Annotated in this window: 11 protein-coding genes; 8 read left to right on the forward strand and 3 right to left on the reverse strand. The window is 34.6% G+C overall.

Annotated features, from left to right (window positions below; genetic code table 11):
* Window positions 1–94: 94 nt before the first annotated feature.
* Window positions 95–1,261, reverse strand: a complete 1,167-nt coding sequence (locus ACKGJY_RS06995) for a M12 family metallopeptidase (RefSeq protein ID WP_413973154.1) — start codon at window positions 1,259–1,261, stop codon at window positions 95–97.
* A 565-nt stretch (window positions 1,262–1,826) separates the two neighbouring features.
* Here ACKGJY_RS06995 and ACKGJY_RS07000 point away from each other — a divergent pair.
* Together ACKGJY_RS07000 and ACKGJY_RS07005 are read left to right on the forward strand one after the other, a co-directional pair.
* Window positions 1,827–2,015 carry a hypothetical protein gene (locus ACKGJY_RS07000; protein WP_413973155.1) on the forward strand — a complete coding sequence of 63 codons (189 nt, stop codon included), beginning with the start codon at window positions 1,827–1,829 and terminating at the stop codon, window positions 2,013–2,015.
* A gap of 628 nt (window positions 2,016–2,643) precedes the next feature.
* Window positions 2,644–5,538: a glycosyl hydrolase gene (locus ACKGJY_RS07005; protein ID WP_413973156.1), complete on the forward strand. Its 2,895-nt coding sequence runs from the start codon at window positions 2,644–2,646 to the stop codon at window positions 5,536–5,538.
* A 161-nt stretch (window positions 5,539–5,699) separates the two neighbouring features.
* On the opposite strand, the gene ACKGJY_RS07010 is transcribed toward ACKGJY_RS07005, so the two are convergent.
* The gene (locus tag ACKGJY_RS07010; RefSeq protein ID WP_413973157.1) at window positions 5,700–6,698 is read right to left on the reverse strand and encodes a hypothetical protein; all 999 of its coding nucleotides are present in this window, start codon (window positions 6,696–6,698) and stop codon (window positions 5,700–5,702) included.
* 370 nt (window positions 6,699–7,068) lie between these two features.
* Here ACKGJY_RS07010 and ACKGJY_RS07015 point away from each other — a divergent pair, with 370 nt between their 5' ends.
* From ACKGJY_RS07015 to ACKGJY_RS07035, 5 genes are all read left to right on the forward strand, one after another.
* Window positions 7,069–9,924: an alpha-L-rhamnosidase gene (locus tag ACKGJY_RS07015; RefSeq protein ID WP_413973158.1), complete on the forward strand. Its 2,856-nt coding sequence runs from the start codon at window positions 7,069–7,071 to the stop codon at window positions 9,922–9,924.
* A gap of 21 nt (window positions 9,925–9,945) precedes the next feature.
* The gene (locus ACKGJY_RS07020) at window positions 9,946–11,535 is read left to right on the forward strand and encodes a sulfatase (protein WP_413973159.1); all 1,590 of its coding nucleotides are present in this window, start codon (window positions 9,946–9,948) and stop codon (window positions 11,533–11,535) included.
* Window positions 11,536–11,544: 9 nt separating this feature from the next.
* Window positions 11,545–12,318, forward strand: a complete 774-nt coding sequence (locus tag ACKGJY_RS07025) for a DUF1080 domain-containing protein (RefSeq protein ID WP_413973160.1) — start codon at window positions 11,545–11,547, stop codon at window positions 12,316–12,318.
* A 385-nt stretch (window positions 12,319–12,703) separates the two neighbouring features.
* Window positions 12,704–14,380 carry a GH39 family glycosyl hydrolase gene (locus tag ACKGJY_RS07030; RefSeq protein ID WP_413973161.1) on the forward strand — a complete coding sequence of 559 codons (1,677 nt, stop codon included), beginning with the start codon at window positions 12,704–12,706 and terminating at the stop codon, window positions 14,378–14,380.
* Between the two features lie 5 nt (window positions 14,381–14,385).
* Entirely contained in the window at window positions 14,386–17,361 is a 2,976-nt protein-coding gene (locus ACKGJY_RS07035) for a sugar-binding domain-containing protein (protein ID WP_413973162.1), read from the forward strand.
* A 120-nt stretch (window positions 17,362–17,481) separates the two neighbouring features.
* On the opposite strand, the gene ACKGJY_RS07040 is transcribed toward ACKGJY_RS07035, so the two are convergent.
* A complete protein-coding gene (locus ACKGJY_RS07040; RefSeq protein ID WP_413973163.1) occupies window positions 17,482–18,354 on the reverse strand; it encodes a hypothetical protein in 873 nt (290 codons plus the stop codon).
* 214 nt (window positions 18,355–18,568) lie between these two features.
* On the opposite strand from ACKGJY_RS07040, the gene ACKGJY_RS07045 reads away from it, so the two are divergent.
* Window positions 18,569–21,610 (forward strand): SusC/RagA family TonB-linked outer membrane protein, encoded by a 3,042-nt coding sequence (locus ACKGJY_RS07045; protein WP_413973164.1) that lies wholly within the window; start codon window positions 18,569–18,571, stop codon window positions 21,608–21,610.
* The last annotated feature ends 4 nt before the right edge of the window (window positions 21,611–21,614 follow it).

The raw sequence follows: 21,614 nt of genomic DNA on the forward strand, positions 1-21,614 counted from the left end.
TTATCAAACAATATTAAATTTATGCAAAAAAGAAAATCGCCTAAAAATTACCTTTTAGACGACCTCTTTGCTATTATCTTATTAATGTAATTGCTTAATTACAAGAACCTAGGTTGTTCCAACCTGTATTTGTGCGTTGATATAATGTTCCTTGGTAAGTCACTTTATCTCCTGAATTATAATAGCGATAACGGTTAAATTCAGGTACACCAGCGCAAATATCAACAGGCGTTACAGCTCCACAAACCCCTATATAATTCCAGTAACCAGGATCTGCTATTCGATATAGTTTTCCTTGGTAAGTCACTAATTCTCCTTTACTAAAGGTTCTAGATCCCCATGCAGGAACATTATTACAATCATAAGTTGTTCCAGTTGTTGTGGTATCAGGATACATTTCATTAATTCCAGTAATATCTCCAGAAGATAATCCAGATCTATTCGCAGTATACGTTGTTCCGTTTTTTCTTAAAATAGTTGGCTGGCCATTACGAGAAAAAGCATATGAAGAATACAACATAATTGAATTAAAATCAAGAGTAGAAGTGTATTCTCTACCATCTTGCCCCTGTTGCCCATAGGTATAGAAATTAAACTCTCTACCGGCTTCAATATTTCCAAAATTAACAGTAATAAAATTGTCTCTATCTGCTCTACTCTGTTCATGCCACAATCCAACGGCATGACCAATTTCATGAATTACACTTCCTGCAGTACATCCAGAAGCAAGCGTAATATTTTGTTGGCCGCCTATTCTTCCAACGTTAGAAGAACAACCAGCACCTGGTGTAAAAAACACAAAATCTGTTTGGTTTGTGCGTTGTACAAATTTTACTGCCGTTTTAGATTGCCAATGATTTATGGCGTCGAATACTCGTTGTTGATTTGGGAGGCTAGAACTGATTACATAATAAACAGTGTTGTTAGGCCATCTTCCACCAGTACGGCCTACACTTTTTCCCTTATGAGATACACTCGGAGCAGGAAAAAAAGTTGGTTCGGTTGTTAATTGATCTAGCTCAAATATCATATCACCACCAAGAACATAAGTATTGTTTATTTTTTCTACCGTCAGTTTGGTAGAACCATAATATAGTTCGTGTATAGTTCCATTATCGTTTTGAAAGGCTAATTCTGTGTTGGTCTGGTCAATCGCTTCATCTATGATTAACTGTTCTTCTTGTAAATTTTCATTGTGTTCACATGAAGCAAATAAAAGCAACATGATAGTGAAAAATGGTAATAAATTTTTAAATGTCATAATAATGATGGTTTTTAGTTTAGTTTAAATTGTTTTTGTTTTTTTTGTGATTAAGAAATAGTTTTTTTAAGATTTTTTCATAAAAACTCTTAATTTTTTAGCAAATTCCAATTTTTATTAATATCATCTGTCCTGCACTTACCTGTTTTTTTCTAATATTTTCAGTTTTTCTTTCGGTAAAATGCTGGCCATGTTATATTTATTTATAATGTTTATATAGTATAGTCTTAGCTCTTTTTTTCTAAGGTATAAAACGATAGATTGCTCAATTGATATTAAGAGTATTTTTGTTTTCAAGGTAGCATAAGAGTACAGAGTGAAAAGTGTAATTGTTATTTGTAGTTTTCTGTTTTAATAAAAAATGTAAAATCAATCCCGTTTAATAGTAGTATAATGATAAACAATTAAGCACTGTTATTACTAATGATTTTAGTCATTTTCTGTGTGTCATGTCATCAAGTTTGTACTTCATAAAATGCGATGATTTTTGAAAAATTAACTGTAGATTTAAAAGAAAACCCGCTAACCATAGAGAGCGTGTAGCCACTGCTTTCATGGATCATTAATGTTGAGATCAAATAAATCTCAATCAGTTTATCGTATCTTGGTATCGTCTTCAGAAGATAAACTGAATGAAGATGCTGCAGATTTAAGGAATACAAGTAAGGTGACTAGTGATAAATCTTCTTTTGTGAAATATGCAGGCAATGCTTTAAAAGCGATACAAACCTATTATTGGAAAGTTAAGATTTAAAAGAATCAAACCGCTTGTAGAAAAATTAGAAAATTGAGGAGAATAAGAAAAGAAGAAGTTCTTGAATATGTGAAAGATAATGAGACTCGTTAATTGGCTTATCTAATACTGTCTGAACATAATAAAACGGAAATGTTTCCAGAAGAATATTTTGCAATTAAAGTAGTGCAGAAAGTAAATTGGTTAATAGGCTTGAATTCTGGACTGAATTGGATAAGGTACCTGATGACATAACACATCTTGAAAAAATAAAAACAAATTTTGACGGAAATAATGTATATTATCACGTATTTAATTATATGACAAATAAAGCTACATTGGCCTCGAAAAATGGATGGATGTTATGTGTGGTTGGACCTTGTTTTGACAATAGAAAATTTATGATTTTCCGGCAGCGACATATATCAGCTGTACTAGTAAAGTTGGAGAAATTGAGCCGAAAGATGAAGTAAAATCGGTTCTCGAAAATATTGCGATGAAAAGACAATAAAGTCATACTTAAACACAGTATAAAAATAATGCTAAACTAGATGTTTAATCAAGGATTAAAGCACTTTTATTACGTTTTCTAATTTTTAAGCGAAAAATCTTCGCTAAGAAAAACGTACTATTCTTATACATAAAGGTTATGATTATAAAATACAGAAATGAAAACGTAACATTGTTAATTAGTCATTTTATAATAAAACGTTTATTCATTTTAAAATTTCTTCTAATAATTACAATTTGCACTTTAAATGGTTGTCATAAAAAAAGTCAAAGTACATCTAGTAATGACCTATTTAGTAAATTCCAAAACCCACCCGCTGAAGCACGTCCTTTTGTACGTTGGTGGTGGAATGGCAATAAAGTTAAAACCGAGGAACTCGATAGACAGTTAGAATCACTGAAACATGTTGGTTTTGGTGGCGTAGAAATTAATCCTATTGCAATGCCGCTTTCTTTTGATGATAGCACAGCATCTCTAGTTTGGATGAGTGATGAGTGGATTGATATGGTGGTTCATGCCGCAAAAAAAGCTAAAGATTTAGGCATGATTACCGATATGATTGCGGGTACAGGATGGCCATTTGGTGGCGAGTTTTTACAAGATGAAGAAACTTGTCAGCGTATGGTAACAGATCAACTAGCCTATAAAAGCGGGGATGTAATTAATGTAAGCGAAGCGTTATTAATAGCCTGGTTTAAGAAAAAGAACAAAAACAAGCGGGAACAGAGGCACATTAGTAAACGTACGACATATAGATTGGCAAGCATAAATCTTGTACCAAAAAACTGTTCGGATATTAATCAAATAATTAATTTAGATAACTACGTTGATGAAAATGGCAAACTATCGTACACTATAAATCAGCCAGGAAATTATGTATTGAGTTATGGCCTAATTCAGCAAAATTTTAGAGATGTTACTTTAGGTGCTCCTGGAGGTGCTGGTCCTGTTATGGATCATTATAAAAAAGAAATGACCTTAGCGTATTTAAATAGACTAAAGAAAATATCGGAACGCTCTGGTATACCCTTAAATCAATTAATAAGAGCTATTTTTTGCGATAGTATTGAAGTGTCTGGAGCCAACTGGACAGATGGTTTTGAAACTGTTTTTTTCAATACTTATGGTTACAAACTAGATAAATGGATGCCTTTTGTGTTTTATTCCGCGCGTGGTAATTATTCAAATGGCACATATTCTAAAAACTTTTCACCCCAATTTAAAGATGAATTAAAGCGCGTTAGGTATGACTATAATAAATTACTGGTAGAATTATTCTTAAAAAACTTTACGCAAACCTATAAAGATTTTTGTGAAGCCAATGGTGTGCTTTGTAGATATCAAGCCTATGGTACCCCGTTTTTAATGGGTATGTTGGATGGCTATATGATACCCGATATTCCGGAAAGTAACAATTGGATTTATTCAGCAGAAATGAAAGATTCTTTATGGCAATGGAATCAAAGTCATGGCTATATGACGTGGAATATGTATGCTTCTGCAGGCGCACATTTAACAGGGAAAAGGATAACAAGTGGCGAAACCATGACCAACACACGTGGTGTTTTTAAAATGACACTTGAAGACATGAAACAACATGATGATATGAATTTCATTACTGGAATAAATCATTCTGTGTTACATGGTTACAATTACTCTCCAAAAGAAGCACCTTTTCCAGGTTGGATCCGCTACGGTGCTTATTTTAGCGAACAAAATACATGGTGGAAACACTTAAACCATTGGGTAGATTATAATGCACGATTATCAGCGGTATTTCAAAATTCTCAAGCCGATAAATCTATAGCCATCATTGGGCCAACATCTGATTTGTGGGGCGATAAAGGTTTAGCTAGAACCCCTTTTCATATGGAGCCTCAATATCTATATAAACTTTGGGAACCTATCAGTCAATTAGGGTATTCATGCGAGTATATTAATCAAAATGTTTTAGCTGAAGCTGAAATAAAAAATGGTCAAATCTCCTTTGGAAACATAACCTATAAATTGTTGGTTTTGGCAAGTTTAAAATCCATTCATCCAAAAACAGCTTCAGCAATAAAGAAATTTGTAGCATCAGGTGGAAAGGTTGTGGTTGTTGATGGACTTCCTAAAAAAGCGTTGCACTTTACTGAGTTTCAGAAAAATGATGAATTGGTAAAACAGACTATGGAACTTTTATTAACCAATCATCCCGATTCATTTATAAGAATAAATCAACCTGATACTTTAGATGAATTATTTCCATGGACAAAGCATGTTCTAGAAGAATCTGATATAAAACCAGATGTCGCAATAAGCAACCCAACAGAACAAGTCTATCAAATGCATCAATATACAGAAGATAAGGCCATTTATTTCTTCACAAATGTGCATCGCTTTGATGCTGTAGCGTTTCAAGTTAAATTTCCTGTGCAAGGAAAATATCCTTATGTGTGGAATCCAGAAACTGGTGAAAGAACCCCATTTTATTATGTTGCTAATAGTAATGACTTAGATATTACTTTAAACCCATTAGAATCCTTATTACTTGTTTTTGAAGATGAAAAACCAGTAGAGAAAGCAGTTATAAATGATACGGAAGTTAAAAGTTCAAAGGAAATTAATGTTGCTTGGACTGCAATAGGGCATCGTGTAGACAATAAAACTTATACTTGGAATATGACTGAGTTATTTGATTATAGTCAATCAACAGATACCGCACAAAATTCATTTGCAGGGGAAATTACCTATAAGACAACAATAAATAATACAGAAGATTTTACACACATCGATTTAGGAAATGTAAATGAAGGGATAACAGAACTTTATGTAAACGGCAAAAAAGTTGGTAAACGCTGGTACGGTAAGGCTGTCTATTTAATAGAAGATTACTTGAAAGAAGGCGATAACGCTATTGAGATTCGTTATACAACAGTATTGGCTAACTATTGCAAATCTTTAGATAATCCATTAACAAACCGTTGGACAAGGGTATATAAAGATAAAGTGCCTACAGGTTTGCAGGGGCCTGTGAAACTGTTGCGGTTTTAAGGAGTTTTATTTTACCAATTTCTAGGTGATTCATTATAACCGTGCACAATGTAAAAAGGCTGTCTTGGTTATAAGACAGCCTTTTTTAGTGAATTTTTACAAATAACACCTAATTGCTAGAGGATAAATTATTTTTGTTCATCCTATTTAAATAGATTTTATTATCCTTTAAAATCATGTCTAACATCACTCCACTCAATATTTGCTTCTCCTTTATGACATCTGTAAGCACCAAATCGTATTTTGGCATCTCGTCCTGTTTGGAATTTTTGCTGACCATCAATTGTTACCTTGGTATTTTTTACGTCAAAAGTATGTACTAAGCGATTGTTGATTTCAATTTTAACGTATTGTTTAGTATCAGTGCTAAACCCATTAGTCATTTTTAATTTAAACCTTTGGTTTTTTCTTACGTTTGCAAGTTTCTTCATTTCCCTTCCAGAATTACTAGAGCCACCACGTACTTTAATTTGTTCAGCCCATAGGTCAACGGTTCCATTGCCTCTATCTTTGGCTACGATTAATAGAATAGCTGGGTCTGAAGAACCAATAGTTCTGTTAGCGTGCTTGCCTTTAGCCTGAATAATATAAGTACCTCTTTGATCTCTAGGGTCATTAAAGCCAAAAGTTCCACTATTTCTGCCTCCTACACGTTTTACATTTACGTAGCCTTCAACACTCACAAAGTTACCTTTTTTTCTGTCTACCTTTTTTGAAGCGCGTTCAATCCTAGGTTGAAGCGGAGCATCGAATTTGTTACTACCTGCTTTTAATCTGTAAATACCTCTATTTCCGCTTTGGCTGTAGTTATAGCCACAAGTTCTGTCATCCAGAAATTTAATCACATCTACGTTTTTACCGTTAATAGCTGTTTTTGATACTAAATCAGTACCAGCACCAACATCAGTAGACTCATATTGGCGGTAGTATTGACCATCTGACCTTCGGGGATTATCACAACCTCCACTTAGTCTTTTTGGGTCTTTTTTCTTTCCAGATAAGTCATTATTCTCATCATCTTCTACTTCATCTATTAATACAGATTCGTCGTTAATATTATCTAAATCCTCATTTTGAGAACAAGAGTAGGTCATTATTAGAGATAAAAGAAAAATGCCTGTAATTATATTAATTTTTAAATTTTTTAAATGTCTTTTCATTTTAGTTTTTTTGTGGTTAACAAATTGTTTTTTTAAGATTTTTGCGCAAAAACTCTTAATTTTTTGTGAAATTCTGATTTTATTGAATTTCATCTATCCTGTACCTACCTGTTTTTTTTATTTTTAACATTTTTAGTTTGTTTTTTTCGATAAAATGCTGAGACTGTTATTTTTTATTTATGACGTTTATATAGTGTTGTCTTAGCTTTTTTTGTTTCTTAAATGTTAAACGGTATACTTTTCAATTAATATTAAGAGTATTTTTGTTTTGCATGATAGCATGAGAGTACAGGATGAAAAGTATGACCGTTATCTATTATTTTTATGTTTTAATAAAATATAAATTCAATACCTATTTAATAATAGCATAATGATAAACAAACAAGTACTTTTCTTTCTAGGGGTTTTAAGCATTTTATCTGTGTCGTGTCATCAAGTTTCTAGTTCACGAACGTCAATGACTTTTGATAAATTAACGGTCAATTCAAAAGAAAACTCGCAAACTATAGAAAGCGAACAACCATATTTTTCTTGGATTTTAGATGTTGAAGGTTTAAATAAATCACAGTCAGCATATCATATTTTAGTAGCATCTTCAGAAGATAAATTAAATGAAGATGATGCAGATTTGTGGAACTCTAAAAAAGTTGAAAGCGATACATCTACTTTTGTTAAATATAATGGTAACCCTTTAGAAGCGATGCAAACTTATTTTTGGAAGGTTAAAATATGGGATGAAAACGGAACAGCTTCTAAATGGTCAGATATCCAGATTTTTGAAATGGGACTAATGAATAAAGACAATTGGGGAGATTCAAAGTGGATTACATTAAACAAAGATACCAGAACATCGCCACATCGTTTTAGAGATTACAAAACTGGTAAAATGAAAAAGCCAGAGTCTGTTGAAGGTTTTGCGGCTAGTTATTTTAGAAATGAAGTTGATCTAAATAAAAAAATTAACAATGCTCAAGCTTATATATGTGGTTTAGGGTATTACGAATTGTACTTAAATGGCGAAAAAGTGGGCGACCATGTTTTAGACCCAGCACCATCAAATTATGATAAGCAAGCGTATTATGTAAATTATGATATTACAGAGCAAGTAAAATCAGGACAGAATGCCTTCGGAATTATTTTGGGTAATGGTTTCTACGGACAAAATATTTCTTGGAAACGTGATCCAGAATCAGATAGAGACTTGGCTTACGGGCCTCCAACAGTTAAACTTTTAGTGAAACTTAAATATGATGATGGTACCGAAGCTGATTTCTATACCGACGAAACTTGGAAAGAATCTACAGGTCCTATTGTATTTAATAACATTTATGGCGGTGATACTTATGATGCACGTTATGAATTAGGGAAATGGAATACTGTTGGTTATAATGATGAAGCTTGGGGAAATGCAAAAGAAGCGTTGCCTAAACTAAGAACAATAAGTGCAAGCCAAATTCCAGCAATAAAGAAATTAAAAGAATTTGAGCCTCAAAATGTATTTAAAGGAGCAGATGGCGAATGGATTGTGGATTTTGGACAAAATATTGCGGGTTGGGTAAAGCTAAACGTTAAAGAAAAGGAAGGTCAACTTATCGAAGTTATTACAACCGAAGCGCTCTTAACAAACGGCTCGGATATTTTTCAAGGCTCTACAGGTGGTGGTGCAAACGGAATGGCGCAAATTTATAAATACATCTGTAAAGGTGATGCGTTAGAATCTTGGGAACCTAAATTTAGCTATCATGGACTTCGATATGCTAAAGTAAAAGGTGTTTCTAAGAAGCCAGATGCTAAAATGATAAAAGCTGTTTTAGTGGCTACAGATATTCAAGAAACAGGAAGTTTTACGTCTTCTGATGCCTTACTAAATAAAATGCATAGTATCAGTAAATGGACTATTGTGGATAACCTTCACGGTATTCCAGAAGATTGCCCACATCGCGAAAAATGTGGTTGGTTAGGTGATGCGCATGCATTTTGCGAGTACGCATTATATAATTATGATATGTACGATTTCTATAAAAAGTATATGGAAGACATTAGTACACAAATGCGCCCAACAAAAGGGCACAACAATCCAGATATGAAGTATCAAGTGCCAACTATGATTGCTCCTGGAAAGCGCACATCAACCTATGCTAAGATTGACTGGGGTGTGGCTACCATGTATTTACCTTGGTATAATTATTTGTACTACGGCGATGATACAATTGTAAAGGATTACTATGAGGACATGAGAGGTTTAACCAACTTTTATTTGGACTTTAAAGGCGAAAATGGAATTATGCAAGACGGTATGGGAGATTGGTGTCCGCCACGTTGGGATAGAAGAAAAAATCCTAGTGCTATGGAATGTGACCCGATAATTTCTGCAAATGCTTATTTTTATGATGTTTTAGGTATCATGGAACGATTTGCAAATATAAATGATGATGTTGCTTTTGCAGTAAAGATGAAAAAAGAGCAACGGGAATTAAAAGCAGCTTTTAATGCAGCATTTTTAATCGAAATTCCTGATACCAAGTATAAGTGGTATGGTAGCCAAACTGCTACCGTACAAGCCTTACAGTTTGATATGGTTCCAGATACTGAAATACAAGCTGTAGTAAATGGTTTAGCACATGACATAGTTGAAGTTAAAGGCGGTCATCACTCTACAGGAATACACGGCAACCGATATATCTACACGGTTTTAACTGAACACGGTAAAGCAGATTTGGCACATCAAATTCTTACCACACCAGACTTTCCAAGTCAAGCGTATGTTATGAGTAAAGGCTTCACTACATGGCCAGAACGCCAGTTTGAATGGGAGAAAATGGAAGGGCCAACAAACTCTTTAAATCACCCAATGCATAGTGGTTTTGCAGCGTATTTTTATGAGTCTTTAGGTGGTATAAAGTCTTCTGAATCAAATACAGGATACAAAGTGTTTACTGTGAATCCAGAATTTCCGAGTAAAATAACAAGTACTTCGGTATCCGTTCCTACGCCTTATGGAAACATTACTAATAATTGGACAACTAAAGACGATTTGTTGTCAATGGCATTAGAGGTGCCTTTTAATACCAAAGCGAAACTAATTTTAACTTCTGAAGAATTAGAGTCGCTAACCATAAATGGAAAAGCTTTAGAGATATTTAAAAGTGATAATGATATTGTAAAAGAGGGAAGTAATGTGATCTTGGGTTCTGGAAATTATAACATTGAGTATCTAAAAATTTAGTAATAAGCACTCAGTAAATTTATGATTAGGCTTTTCAAATTCACCCTTTTACTCATATTTATATTTTTAGGCTCTTGTACTGAGCGTAAAAAACATGTCGTTGAGAATAAGCCAAATATTGTTTTTATTCTAGTTGACGATTTAGGCTATCATGATTTAGGGGTAACTGGAAGTACATTTTACGAAACTCCAAATGTAGATAAATTAGCAAACGAAGGCATGATGTTTACGCAAGGTTATGCTGCTAGTCGAGTTTGCAGTCCTTCACGCGCTAGTATCATGACAGGCAAATTTACAGCACGACACGGTATTACCGATTGGATAGGAGCAAAAGCAGGAGAAGAGTGGCGTACTAGAAATCGTTACGATAAGTTATTACCAGCAGATTATGTTCAGGCGTTACCAAAAGACGATATCACCATAGCCGAAGCTTTCAAATCCAATGGTTACAAAACTTTTTTTGCAGGGAAATGGCATTTAGGCGGAAAAGGCTCTCATCCTGAGGATCATGGTTTTGATATTAATATTGCAGGCATAGATGCAGGAAGTCCAAGAGGTGGTTTTTTCTCGCCATGGAACAATCCTAAACTGAAAAACAAGCACAAAGGCGAAAACCTAACCATGCGTTTAGCTAAGGAAACGGCTCGTTTTATTGAGGAAAACAAAGACTCTACATTCTTTGCGTTTTTATCTTTTTACGCTGTGCATGCGCCTATACAAACTACACAAACCAAATGGGCAAAATATCGTGATAAAGCAGATAGTATGGGGCTAGCCAAAACGGGCTATAAAATGGAACGTGTTTTACCGATACGTCAAGTACAAGACAATCCTATTTACGGTGGTTTGGTAGAAACTATGGACGACGCTGTTGGTATTGTTTTAAAAGCATTAAAAGATAACGGATTAGATAAAAATACTATTGTGGTGTTTACTTCTGATAATGGTGGTGTGTCATCAGGTGATAATTATTCTACAAGTAATTTACCATTAAGAGGAGGTAAAGGCTATCAATGGGAAGGTGGTATTCGCGAACCCTATTTTATAAAGGTACCATGGTTGAAAAATGAAGGAGCAAAAACTGATTTTTCAGTAGTCAATACCGATTTTTATCCAACATTGTTAGATTTGGCTAATGTGCCATTAAAACCAGAGCAGCATATGGATGGTATTAGTTTAAAACCTTTATTAGAAGGCAAGAATCTTGAACTGAATAGACCTCTATTTTGGCACTATCCGCATTATGGAAATCAAGGTGGCGAACCAGCTTCAATTGTACAAAAAGAGGGCTGGAAATTGATACATTATTGGGAAGATGGGCATGAAGAATTGTACAAATTACCTTCAGCAGAAACAGCTGATTTAAATGTGATTTCTAAATATCCTGAGATAACTAAAGCTATGAGTAATCAATTACTAAATTGGTTGAAAGATGTGGGTGCTAAATTCCCAGAGGAAGATGCTGAATATGATAGCGAGAAAGCTGAAAAAAGATACAAGAAAACAGTAAATAAAAAATGGCCTTCTCTAGAAAAAAATAGACTCGAAGTACTTTCAAAAGACTTTCAGCCAAATGCTACTTGGTGGAAAAGTAAACTAACAAAAGATTAAATTTTAAATATGAAAACTTTTAAAAACACCGTATTATTTTGTTTAGTTATTGCGACTATTCAATCAAGTTTTGTGTCTTGTAAAAAGAAGCAAAATCAGAAAGTTGAAACACAATTCCAATCTATTTTTAACGGTAAAGATTTAGAAGGGTGGAATGGCGACCCAACTTATTGGCGTGTTGAAAACGGTATTTTAACAGGAGAGGTGACGCCAGAAACCATCTTAAAACGTAATTCTTTTATCATTTATGAAAAAGAACAACCTGAAAATTTTGAATTGAAATTAGAATACAGAGTTTCGGAATCTGGAAATAGCGGTATCAATTATAGAAGCGAAATTATTAAAAATAAGCCTTTTGCCTTAAGAGGGTATCAATGTGATATTGACGGTAAAAATAGATTTACGGGTCAAAATTACGAAGAGAAAAAACGAACTACATTGGCTTACATGGGAGAAACTGTAAATATTCCGCAAATGCCTGATAGTATTCCTAAAAGTAATTTGCGTAAAAATGTAAAGAAAAACTGCTGGCAAACAAGAACGGTTATACATACTAAAGAGAAATCTGAATTAAAATCAAAAGTAAAACCCAACGACTGGAATAAAGTTCATCTTATAGTAAAAGATAATAAAATGCAACATTTTGTAAATGGCGTATTGTTTAGTGAGGTAACAGATTTAGATGAAAATAATAGGTCTAAAAAAGGCTATATTGGTGTTCAGGTTCATGTTGGTCCACCTATGAAAATTGAATACCGAAATGTATTGCTCAAGCCTTTATAAAAACTTACAAATAGGAGTTAACGCTAGTGTTTAACTGTTTGTTTACTGATAGACCCGCGTTAGGGATTGAGGCATTTGTTGAAGCTCCCCGACAAAGGAGGGAGCGACTGCCGAAAGCCCGACCCCTTGTGGGTAACGCCCAAATAATTATATTAATCCGTTTTATCGCTAGCTCAATGTATACGTCCTATAACATGCTTTTTAAAAACGGAGTTTTAATACAACTTTAGTCTGTTCCCAAGTTGAGTTTTAATATACGTTTTCCATCAAAATATATGAGCCAAAATTTTATGATCTATTAAGTATCCTGCTGTATCATGATACTACAGGTTACTTTTTTGCGTTTAACACTATATTTTTGTTATAAATTGAAAAAGAAAAAATTATGAAAACTATAAAATATTTAAAATTACCTATAGTGCTAGTTGCATTGGCACTATCTGCAATATTATTTACGTGTTCAAACGCTGAAGATGTAGAAGAAGTAATTCTCGAAATCCCTGAGCCCGAAGAGCCAGAAGTACCAGTTGCAATTAACGAACAAGATATTGATGCCAGTAAAATTGCAACTATAAATACAGGTTCGGTTACGGGGCAATTTCATAATTTTTGGTCTACGCGCCCTATGATCAACCAAAATAGGTTTAACAGTTCAAGTTTTACAAACTCCATAGAGCCAATAAAAGATTATGTTGAAAGTTACAACTTGGTAAGAACCATGGGCGGTAGAACAGATAATCTTAACATGTTTTATCAAGGTGTTGATGCGTCTGGTACTATTATTGCCGATTTTAGCGAACTAGTTACAACCATGAGAAACTTTGTAAATACGGGCTTTAAACCTAGAATTGTTTTAAGTAAAGTGCCTTGGGAAATGGTAGAAGAAAAGATTATAAATGCTTTTGGTAATACTAGTCCTCCTGATAATTACGACCACTGGAGACAATATGTGAATGCTTTTTTAACAACTCTCGTTAATGAATTTGGGATGCAAGAAGTGAGCACATGGCGTTTTAGAATAAGTACAGAACCTAATTTTTCACCTAACCATTGGAATGGCACAATGCAAGACTATTTTAGACACTATGATATTACTGTAGATGAAGTTTTAAAAGTAATTCCAGATGCTATAGTAGGTCCAGGAAATATGCTGACGGAAGGTGTTGCCACTTTTACCACTGAATTAATTGACCATTGTGCCAACGGAGTTAATTTCGCTACTGGCGCAACAGGAACTAAAATGGATTTCTTTAGTATTTCATATTATGAAAAAATAGATCAAAATACAGTGGCTTTACCTGAGAAAATTGCGCCATACAGAAACAAGTTAAATAGTTATCCTCAATTTAGTAATATACCTTTGGATATTCAAGAATTTGGAATACTTAGAGATGAAAATCGCAGACGTGGTTTAAGTTTAACAGATGCTACCGAGCTAGGTGCTAGTTGGTACGCTACTGTTGCAGATATGGTTCATGATTTTACCATTAACGAAATTTACGATTGGGGTCAAGAAATAGAATCAAGTAACTTACCTCAAGGTAGAAAAAACGTTATGCGAATGTTCCAAATGATGGAAGATGGTAATAGGTTAGAGGCAATAGATAATTTTAGCGGATATGCTGGTGTAATTCCGGTGGTAAAAGGTGATGTTATATATGCTTTAGTTTATAATCATAACCCATCCAGAACCAGTACTGCAAACCGAACGATTTATCCTAAGTTTCAAGGTGGTCTTATTTCTAGCGGAAGTACATGGAAAATGAATGAATGGACTGTAGATAAAAATCACGGGATTATGATGCATGAATTGTATGAAGACCTGAGAGCAGCTGGTGTAAGCGAAATAAGTGATGGCCGTATTTATGGCAATAGACCATCCGATAGATTTGCAGATGGGTGGAGAGATGTACTTACTGCTAACTTATCCAAATATGAAGATTTAGCTAAATTACCGAAAACCGTTACCGATTCTTTAGTAGCAAAAGGAAATGAAAGTCTTATACTTAAAGTAGATTTAGAGCCACATAGTGTAAAACTCATAGAATTAATACCAGAATAAATAAAATGATTAGAGTAAAATTTTTAAACGCCATGTTCTTATGTTTAATAGGAACAGGCGTTTTTTCTTGTAAAGAGAATAAACAAGGCGCAGCGCATATTCCAGAAGAAACACGAACTAAGTATAACTTTAACTTAGATTGGAAGTTTATCAAGGAAAACCCAGAAAACGCTCAAGAACTAGGGTTTGATGATGCGGCTTGGGAAACCATAAGTTGCCCGCATACCTTTAATGATATCGATACTTTTGACGATTTAAGTCACGGCCATCACGATGGGGAAGATAACCATTGGAGAGGCACCGTTTGGTATCGAAAACATTTTGAGTTACCAAAAGAAGATGCTGATAAAAAGGTGTTTATTGAGTTTGAATCGGTGCGTCAAATAGCCGATGTATACATCAACGGTAAACACATTGGTCAAAATCAAACAGGGTTTATTCCTTTTGGTTTCGATTTAACACCACACCTCAAATTTGGAGAAAACAATGTGTTGTCTGTAAAAGTAAATAATGACCGTGGCGATCATTTTAGAGATAATTTTCCTTTAGTATGGCATCATGAGCATTGGCACCCTAACCATGGTGGTATCTATAGAAATGTGTTTTTATATGTTACAGATCCACTTCACATTACGCTACCGCTTTATGATAATTTAGAAACGCTTGGAACTTACGTGTATGCCGAAAATATTACAGCAGAAAATGCAGATGTTACGATAAACGCGGAAGTTCAAAATGAATATACTGAAACTAAAAATGTGGTATATGAAGCTAAAATTATTGATAATGACGGTAAAGTTATAGCAGTGGAATCTTCTGAAAAACGTATGGATGCAGGTGAAAAATATACGTTTTCAGTGAAAGCAAATGTTTCAAATCCAAACCGATGGTACACTAGGCATCCGTATATGTACAACGTTGAAACCGTTTTAAAAGTTGATGGAAAAGCAATCGATTCATACAATACACCATTAGGAATTAGAAGTTTTGATTTTAATAAAGACACTGGCTTTTCAAATAATGGCGAGTATGCTAAATTAACAGGTTGGGGGCAAAAACCAACTAATTCCTGGGCAGGATTAGGAGCAGCTTTACCAGATTGGTTGCGCGATTATACCTATCAACTCATGGATGAAGCGGGTGGCAATTTTATACGATGGGGCCATTGTGCAGGTTCGCCAGCCGAAATTGCAATGGGCGATAAATATGGGTTTGTAACCCTTATGCCTGGAGTTAGTGGTGAATCTCAAGATGAAGGTGAAACGTGGGATATTCGTATTAAAGCCTTTAAAGATATGATTGTGTATTACCGAAATCATCCTTCAATTTTTATTTGGGAAGGTGGTAATTGGGCTGAAACTGAAGCACATTACCAAGAGATTTTAGATATCATTAATACATTCGACCCCAACGGAAAACGTTTGATGGGAAATCGTAGAGCTGATGTTAAAAATGATTCTGAAGGCTATGTATCAATCGAAATTGGTACTGAAGGTTGGGAGCGCGAATACCCAGATTTACCAGTGGTGGAAAGTGAATATAATCGTGAGGAAGCCCCCAGACGTATTTGGGATAAGCAATCACCAGATGATAATTTTTATAGTCACCCGAATATTAAGAAAAACACGTATAAACTAAATTCAGAACAATTTGCTGTTAAGCAAGCCTATCATTGGTGGAATAAAATGGGCAAAAAAGCATTTCATGTTGGAGGTGCAAATTGGATATTTTCTGATGGACCACATGGTGGGCGTTGTCCTACCGAAGTTACCAGAGCTAGTGGGGAAGTAGATGCGGTACGTTTGCCTAAAGAAGCATTTTATGCTTTAAAAGCGATGTGGCGACCAGAACCACAAGTGCATATTGTAGGGCATTGGAATTATGCAGAAGGTACGAAAAAAGACATTTTTGTGATTTCAAATACAGCAGGTGTTAAGTTATACATAAACGGAAAAGTTATAGGAGAAAATAACACTCCAAAAGATGGATACGTTTATCAATTTAAAAATGTAAACTGGGAAGCGGGAGAAATTAAAGCTGAGGGCTATATTAATAATGCGCTTAAAGTCACTCAAACTAAGGAAACAGCTGGAGAACCTGTGGCTTTAAAGTTAACATCAATTACAGGACCAAAAGGGTGGCAAGCTGATGGCTCTGATATTGCATTAATAGATGTTGAGGTGGTTGATTCAGAAGGTAGAAGATGTCCTTTAGCTAAAGGTCGTGTCGACTTCACATTCGAAGGCAAAGGCATCTGGCGAGGAGGTTATAACAGTGGAAAACCAAATTCTACTAATAATCTGTATTTAGATATTGAAGCAGGTATTAATCGTGTAGCGGTAAAATCCATATTAGAAGCTGGATCTGTAAAAGTAACAGCAACACAATCAGGTTTAAAATTAGCAAGTATCGAACTTAGTTCTAACCCTGTTGCACTAGAAAACGGATTAACCATGCAGTTACCTCATGTTTTTGAAAATGTGTTAACCGAAGAACCTATGCCAGTGCATACGCCAGAAATACCAGAATACATGCCAGGTATTAAAAATAGAAGTGAACTTTTTAAAAAGTTTAGTTATACAGGAGACGGTAAAGCCATGTTAAGAACTAATATGCATTGGGGTAAAAAGGCGCATACCGATATGGAGGTTAATTATACGCATTTACCAAGATACGTAAACGAAGCAGAATATATAAGAACACCAAATTCTGATAACCGCTATTGGGCAAGAGATCAGTTGCAGTTTATTGCAGGTGTAAAAATGCATATTTATGTGCTGCACGATGATACCGTGCCTAGACCAGAATTCTTATTAAAAGATTATAAAGACAATGGCGATAATATAAAAGTTGGAGACGTTGTAATGTCAGTATTTCACCGTGTTGCCGAAGCTGGCGAAAGCATTATTATGGCTGGAAATAGTGATGGGGATGCACCAGAAAATTGTAGAATGTATACCGTAATTGGTAAGAAGTTTTAGGACAAAAAAATATCGAGGGTTTCTGCCCTCGATATTTTTACTTATTGACTTTTTATTTCAAATTGTAGCAGAAGTCTGCTAATGCCCTTTAAGTACGTTTAAAACAAACTATTTAACCAGTTACCTCTTCTTTTTAAAAGGAGGCTCAGGATTATTTTCCACATAATCCTCTAAAAGCGTTTTTACAACGGTCATACTTCCAGCTTCTAAACCATTATTCACATTTGCACCAGTAATCCAATAAAGAATCATACCAGCATCAGAGCAGTCCCATTTTCCTTTTTGAAACTTAACAATATTATCAATCTCTGCAATATTTCCGATAGTCCAGATTAATCGTATTCTTGGGTCTGTATGATCTCTAGCCCAATCCCATTGGTCATGGTCTAATTTTAAATTTATGTTTTGATCTGGAATACGTACTTCCTCAACACCAAAATCAAGAATTTGTTGCCATGTGTAAAAATCCCCTGCATTATCATTTGCAGGATGGTGTGTTACCACTTTTACAAATTTGTGTTTTTCTTTTGGTGTTTTTCTTAAGGCCATTCCTATAATATCGGGTTCACCAGCTTCAATAATCCATAATGGGTCATTTTTAGTAGAAGCATTGATAGCCCAAGCCAAATCATTAATAGTTTCTTCTTTTTGCCAAATCGCATCATAAAAAGTTAGATTTTCAAACCCGCCCCATCGTCTTGCGGTCATGTCACAAGTAACTTGCATTAAGTGGTGTCGTTCTTTTTCGGCTTTTTCTGAAATTCTATCATCTCTAACTAAATCACAACTATGAGAATAGTGCACGAGTCTGTCTTCTAAACCAGCAGCTCTTAAAAGTGCTATGGAAATTGCTGTTCCCCCTAAGTCATCAGGGTCTGGAGAGTTGCCATCAGCTACTATGGCTATACGACCAGTAGGAGGAGTAATTGTTTGAGCACTTGTGGCTAAAACAGATAATAAGGTTAATAATACAAACGTATTTCTATTCATCATAATTATAAAGCTTTGATATTTTAGTATAAAACTAAAATAAAAATATATTATCTAGGATTGTTATCTACCCTGTTGTATCCTGTTTTTATCTGAATAGCAGAGTTTTGATTGTACATTAAAATTATACAGGACAGACCGTAACGGTTAGTACAGGATAGACAATAAAATTTAAAAAAATATTTTAGATTTATTAATAACAAATTAACTTAAATTTATGAAATCAAAAACTAAACTAAATGCACCACCTAATTTTAAAAAAATTGGGTTGCTTGCTATTTTCATGTTTTCATGTCTAGCAATGTCGTTTGCTCAAACTGTTACAGGAACGGTTACTGCAGATGGACAACCACTTCCTGGAGCTACGGTAGTGGTAAAAGGAACAACCACAGGAACAAGTACAGATTTTGATGGTAATTATACCATTAATGCAAGTGCAGCAAATACGCTTATATTTTCTTATGTAGGGTATTCGAGTAAGGAGGTTGTTGTTGGAACACAATCTTCAATTAATGTAAATTTAGAGCAGGATAATGCATTAGATGAGGTTGTAGTAATTGGTTATGGTACACAACGAAAGTCTGATTTAACAGGTTCTGTATCTTCTGTAAGCTCTGAAGATATTACAGCATTGCCTGTAGCAAGAGTAGATCAAGCCTTACAAGGTAGAGCTTCAGGTGTACAAGTTACTCAAACGAGTGGTGCTCCTGGTGCAGGAACCGTTATTAGAGTAAGAGGTGGTAACTCTATAACAGGAAGTAATGAACCACTTTGGGTTATTGATGGTATTGTGGTTGGAACAAATTTCAACCTTAATAATATCAATAGTAATGATATTAAATCTATTGAAATACTAAAAGATGCCTCTTCTATTGCAATTTATGGTTCAAGAGGTGCAAATGGTGTTGTTTTAGTAACTACAAAAAATGGATCAGGAGCAGGAGCTGGCAAACCACAAATAAGTGTAAATCTTTACACGAGTTCGCAAATGCTTCCAGAATTACCAGATAGACTTTCTCAGACAGAGCAGATTGCGTTTACTAATGAAAGTGCAGAGTTTAGAAATGTGGCAATCCCTTTTCCAGACGACCCATCGACATATCCTGATAATGACTGGGTAGATTTAGTATTGGGTACTGCACCAATTTATAACGCTGATATCTCTGTTTCTGGAGCATCAGATAATGTTAACTATTACACCTCTTTAAATTATTTTAATCAAGAAGGTATAGTAAAGAGTTCTGGTATTGAAAAATACATATTTAGAACAAATTTAGATCTTAAATTAAGCGATAAAGTAAAAACAGGATTTAGACTAAATTATTCTAGGTTAGAGCAAGATAATGCATTAGCTAGTTTTAGTCAAGCTGCTTTTGGTATTCTTCGTACACAACCTATACTTAATGATGATGGATCTTTTAATGGATTTAACGATGTAGTAGGTTCGCCATTCTCAAACCCTCTAGCTAATAGAGAGTTAAATACAAATGAAACGTTTACTAATAACTTATTAGCTACGGTTTATATAGAGTATAGTCCAGCACCTAAATGGATTATTCGCTCAACATTTAGTCCAGAATTTAACAATATAAAGCAGAATAGATTTAGTTCAAGTCAATTACCTGGTTTACTGGCAGTAGGCGATACTGGACAAGGAAGTGCCAGCGTTCGCACTGTGAATAGTAATGGATGGAACAACGAAAATACCATACAATACCAATCAGATTTTGGTGAAGATCATAGCATAACGGCTCTTGCTGGTGCTTCTTTTCAGAAAGTGTCTACAGAAATAGCACAAGCTGAGGCTTTTGGTATTACAAGTGATGCTACTGGATTTAATAACTTAGGTAATTCAGACCCTACTAGATCTGTAGTTTCAAGTGACTTTACTGGATTTCAAATTGCATCTTTTTTTGGAAGATTAAATTACTCTTATAAAGATAAATATCTATTAACTTTAGTAGGTAGAACTGACGGTAGTTCTCGTTTTGCTGAAGGTAATAAATACGCATTTTTCCCATCAGTAGCAGGTGCATGGAAAATATCTGAAGAAGATTTTATGCAAGATCAAGATATATTTCAAGATTTAAAATTAAGAGCGAGTTGGGGTAAATCAGGAAATCAAGCCATAGAACCGTACAGAACTTTTGGTTTGTTAACAGCTGCTAATACAACGCTTAACGGAGTTGAAGTACCAGGTTTAACTTTAGGAAGGCCTTCAAATCCTAATTTAAAGTGGGAAACTACAAGTTCTTTCGATATTGCCTTAGAAGCTTCTTTATTTGGAGGTAGAATTTTTACAGAATTCAATTATTACTATAAGGAAACTGAAGATTTATTATTAGACGTTACTATCCCGAGACAAACTGGTTTTAATAGTCAATTACAGAATATCGGATCTCTAAAAAACCAAGGTTGGGAACTACTTGTAAACTCTACAAATGTGAGTACTAGTAATTTTAACTGGAATTCTACAGTAACTTTATCTGCAAATAGAAATGAAATTTTAGACCTAGGTGGTGTAGATTTTATAGATATTGTTGTAGATCCTATTTTAGGCTCAGGAAATACACGTTTAATTGTAGGAGAGACTGTTCCTGCTTTTACTGGAGTAAGATATTTAGGGACTTGGAAAAGTCAGGAAGAGATAGATGCATCGGGTAGAACAGACCCACAGGTTGTAGGTGGTTCACATTTTGAAGATTTAAATGGTGATGGTATAGCATCAATAGAAGATGCTGTGGTGTTAGGTAGTCCATTTCCAGATTTAATCTTCGGAATAGAAAATAACTTTTCATACAAGAATTGGGACTTTTCTCTTTACTTTCAAGGAACTCAAGGAAACGAGGTGTATAATTTGAATATTCGAAATAATTATTTTAATCGAGGTGAAACGGTTAAGTTTGGAGATTTACGTAATAGATGGACAGTAGATAACCCAACATCTGATATTCCAAGAGCTGGAGCAGACTCAGTAACTAATACCTTACCAAACTCAGAGTATGTTGAAGATGGATCGCATATTCGTTTGAAAACTTTAAGATTAGCCTATAATTTTGACGTAGATAAAATGGGAATAGATGGAATAAAAAATGCAAGTGTTTATTTTTCGGGAACCAATTTATGGTTATCGTCTAAAACAAGATTGATAGATCCAGAGGCAAGTGCTTTTGGTCGTAGTAATATAGCACAAGGATATATAAGTGCTCAGTATCCTAATCCAAGAGTTATAACACTTGGTTTAAATGTAACTTTTTAAAAAA

This window comes from Hyunsoonleella sp. 2307UL5-6 (assembly GCF_047345485.1).
Lineage (GTDB): Bacteria > Bacteroidota > Bacteroidia > Flavobacteriales > Flavobacteriaceae > Jejuia.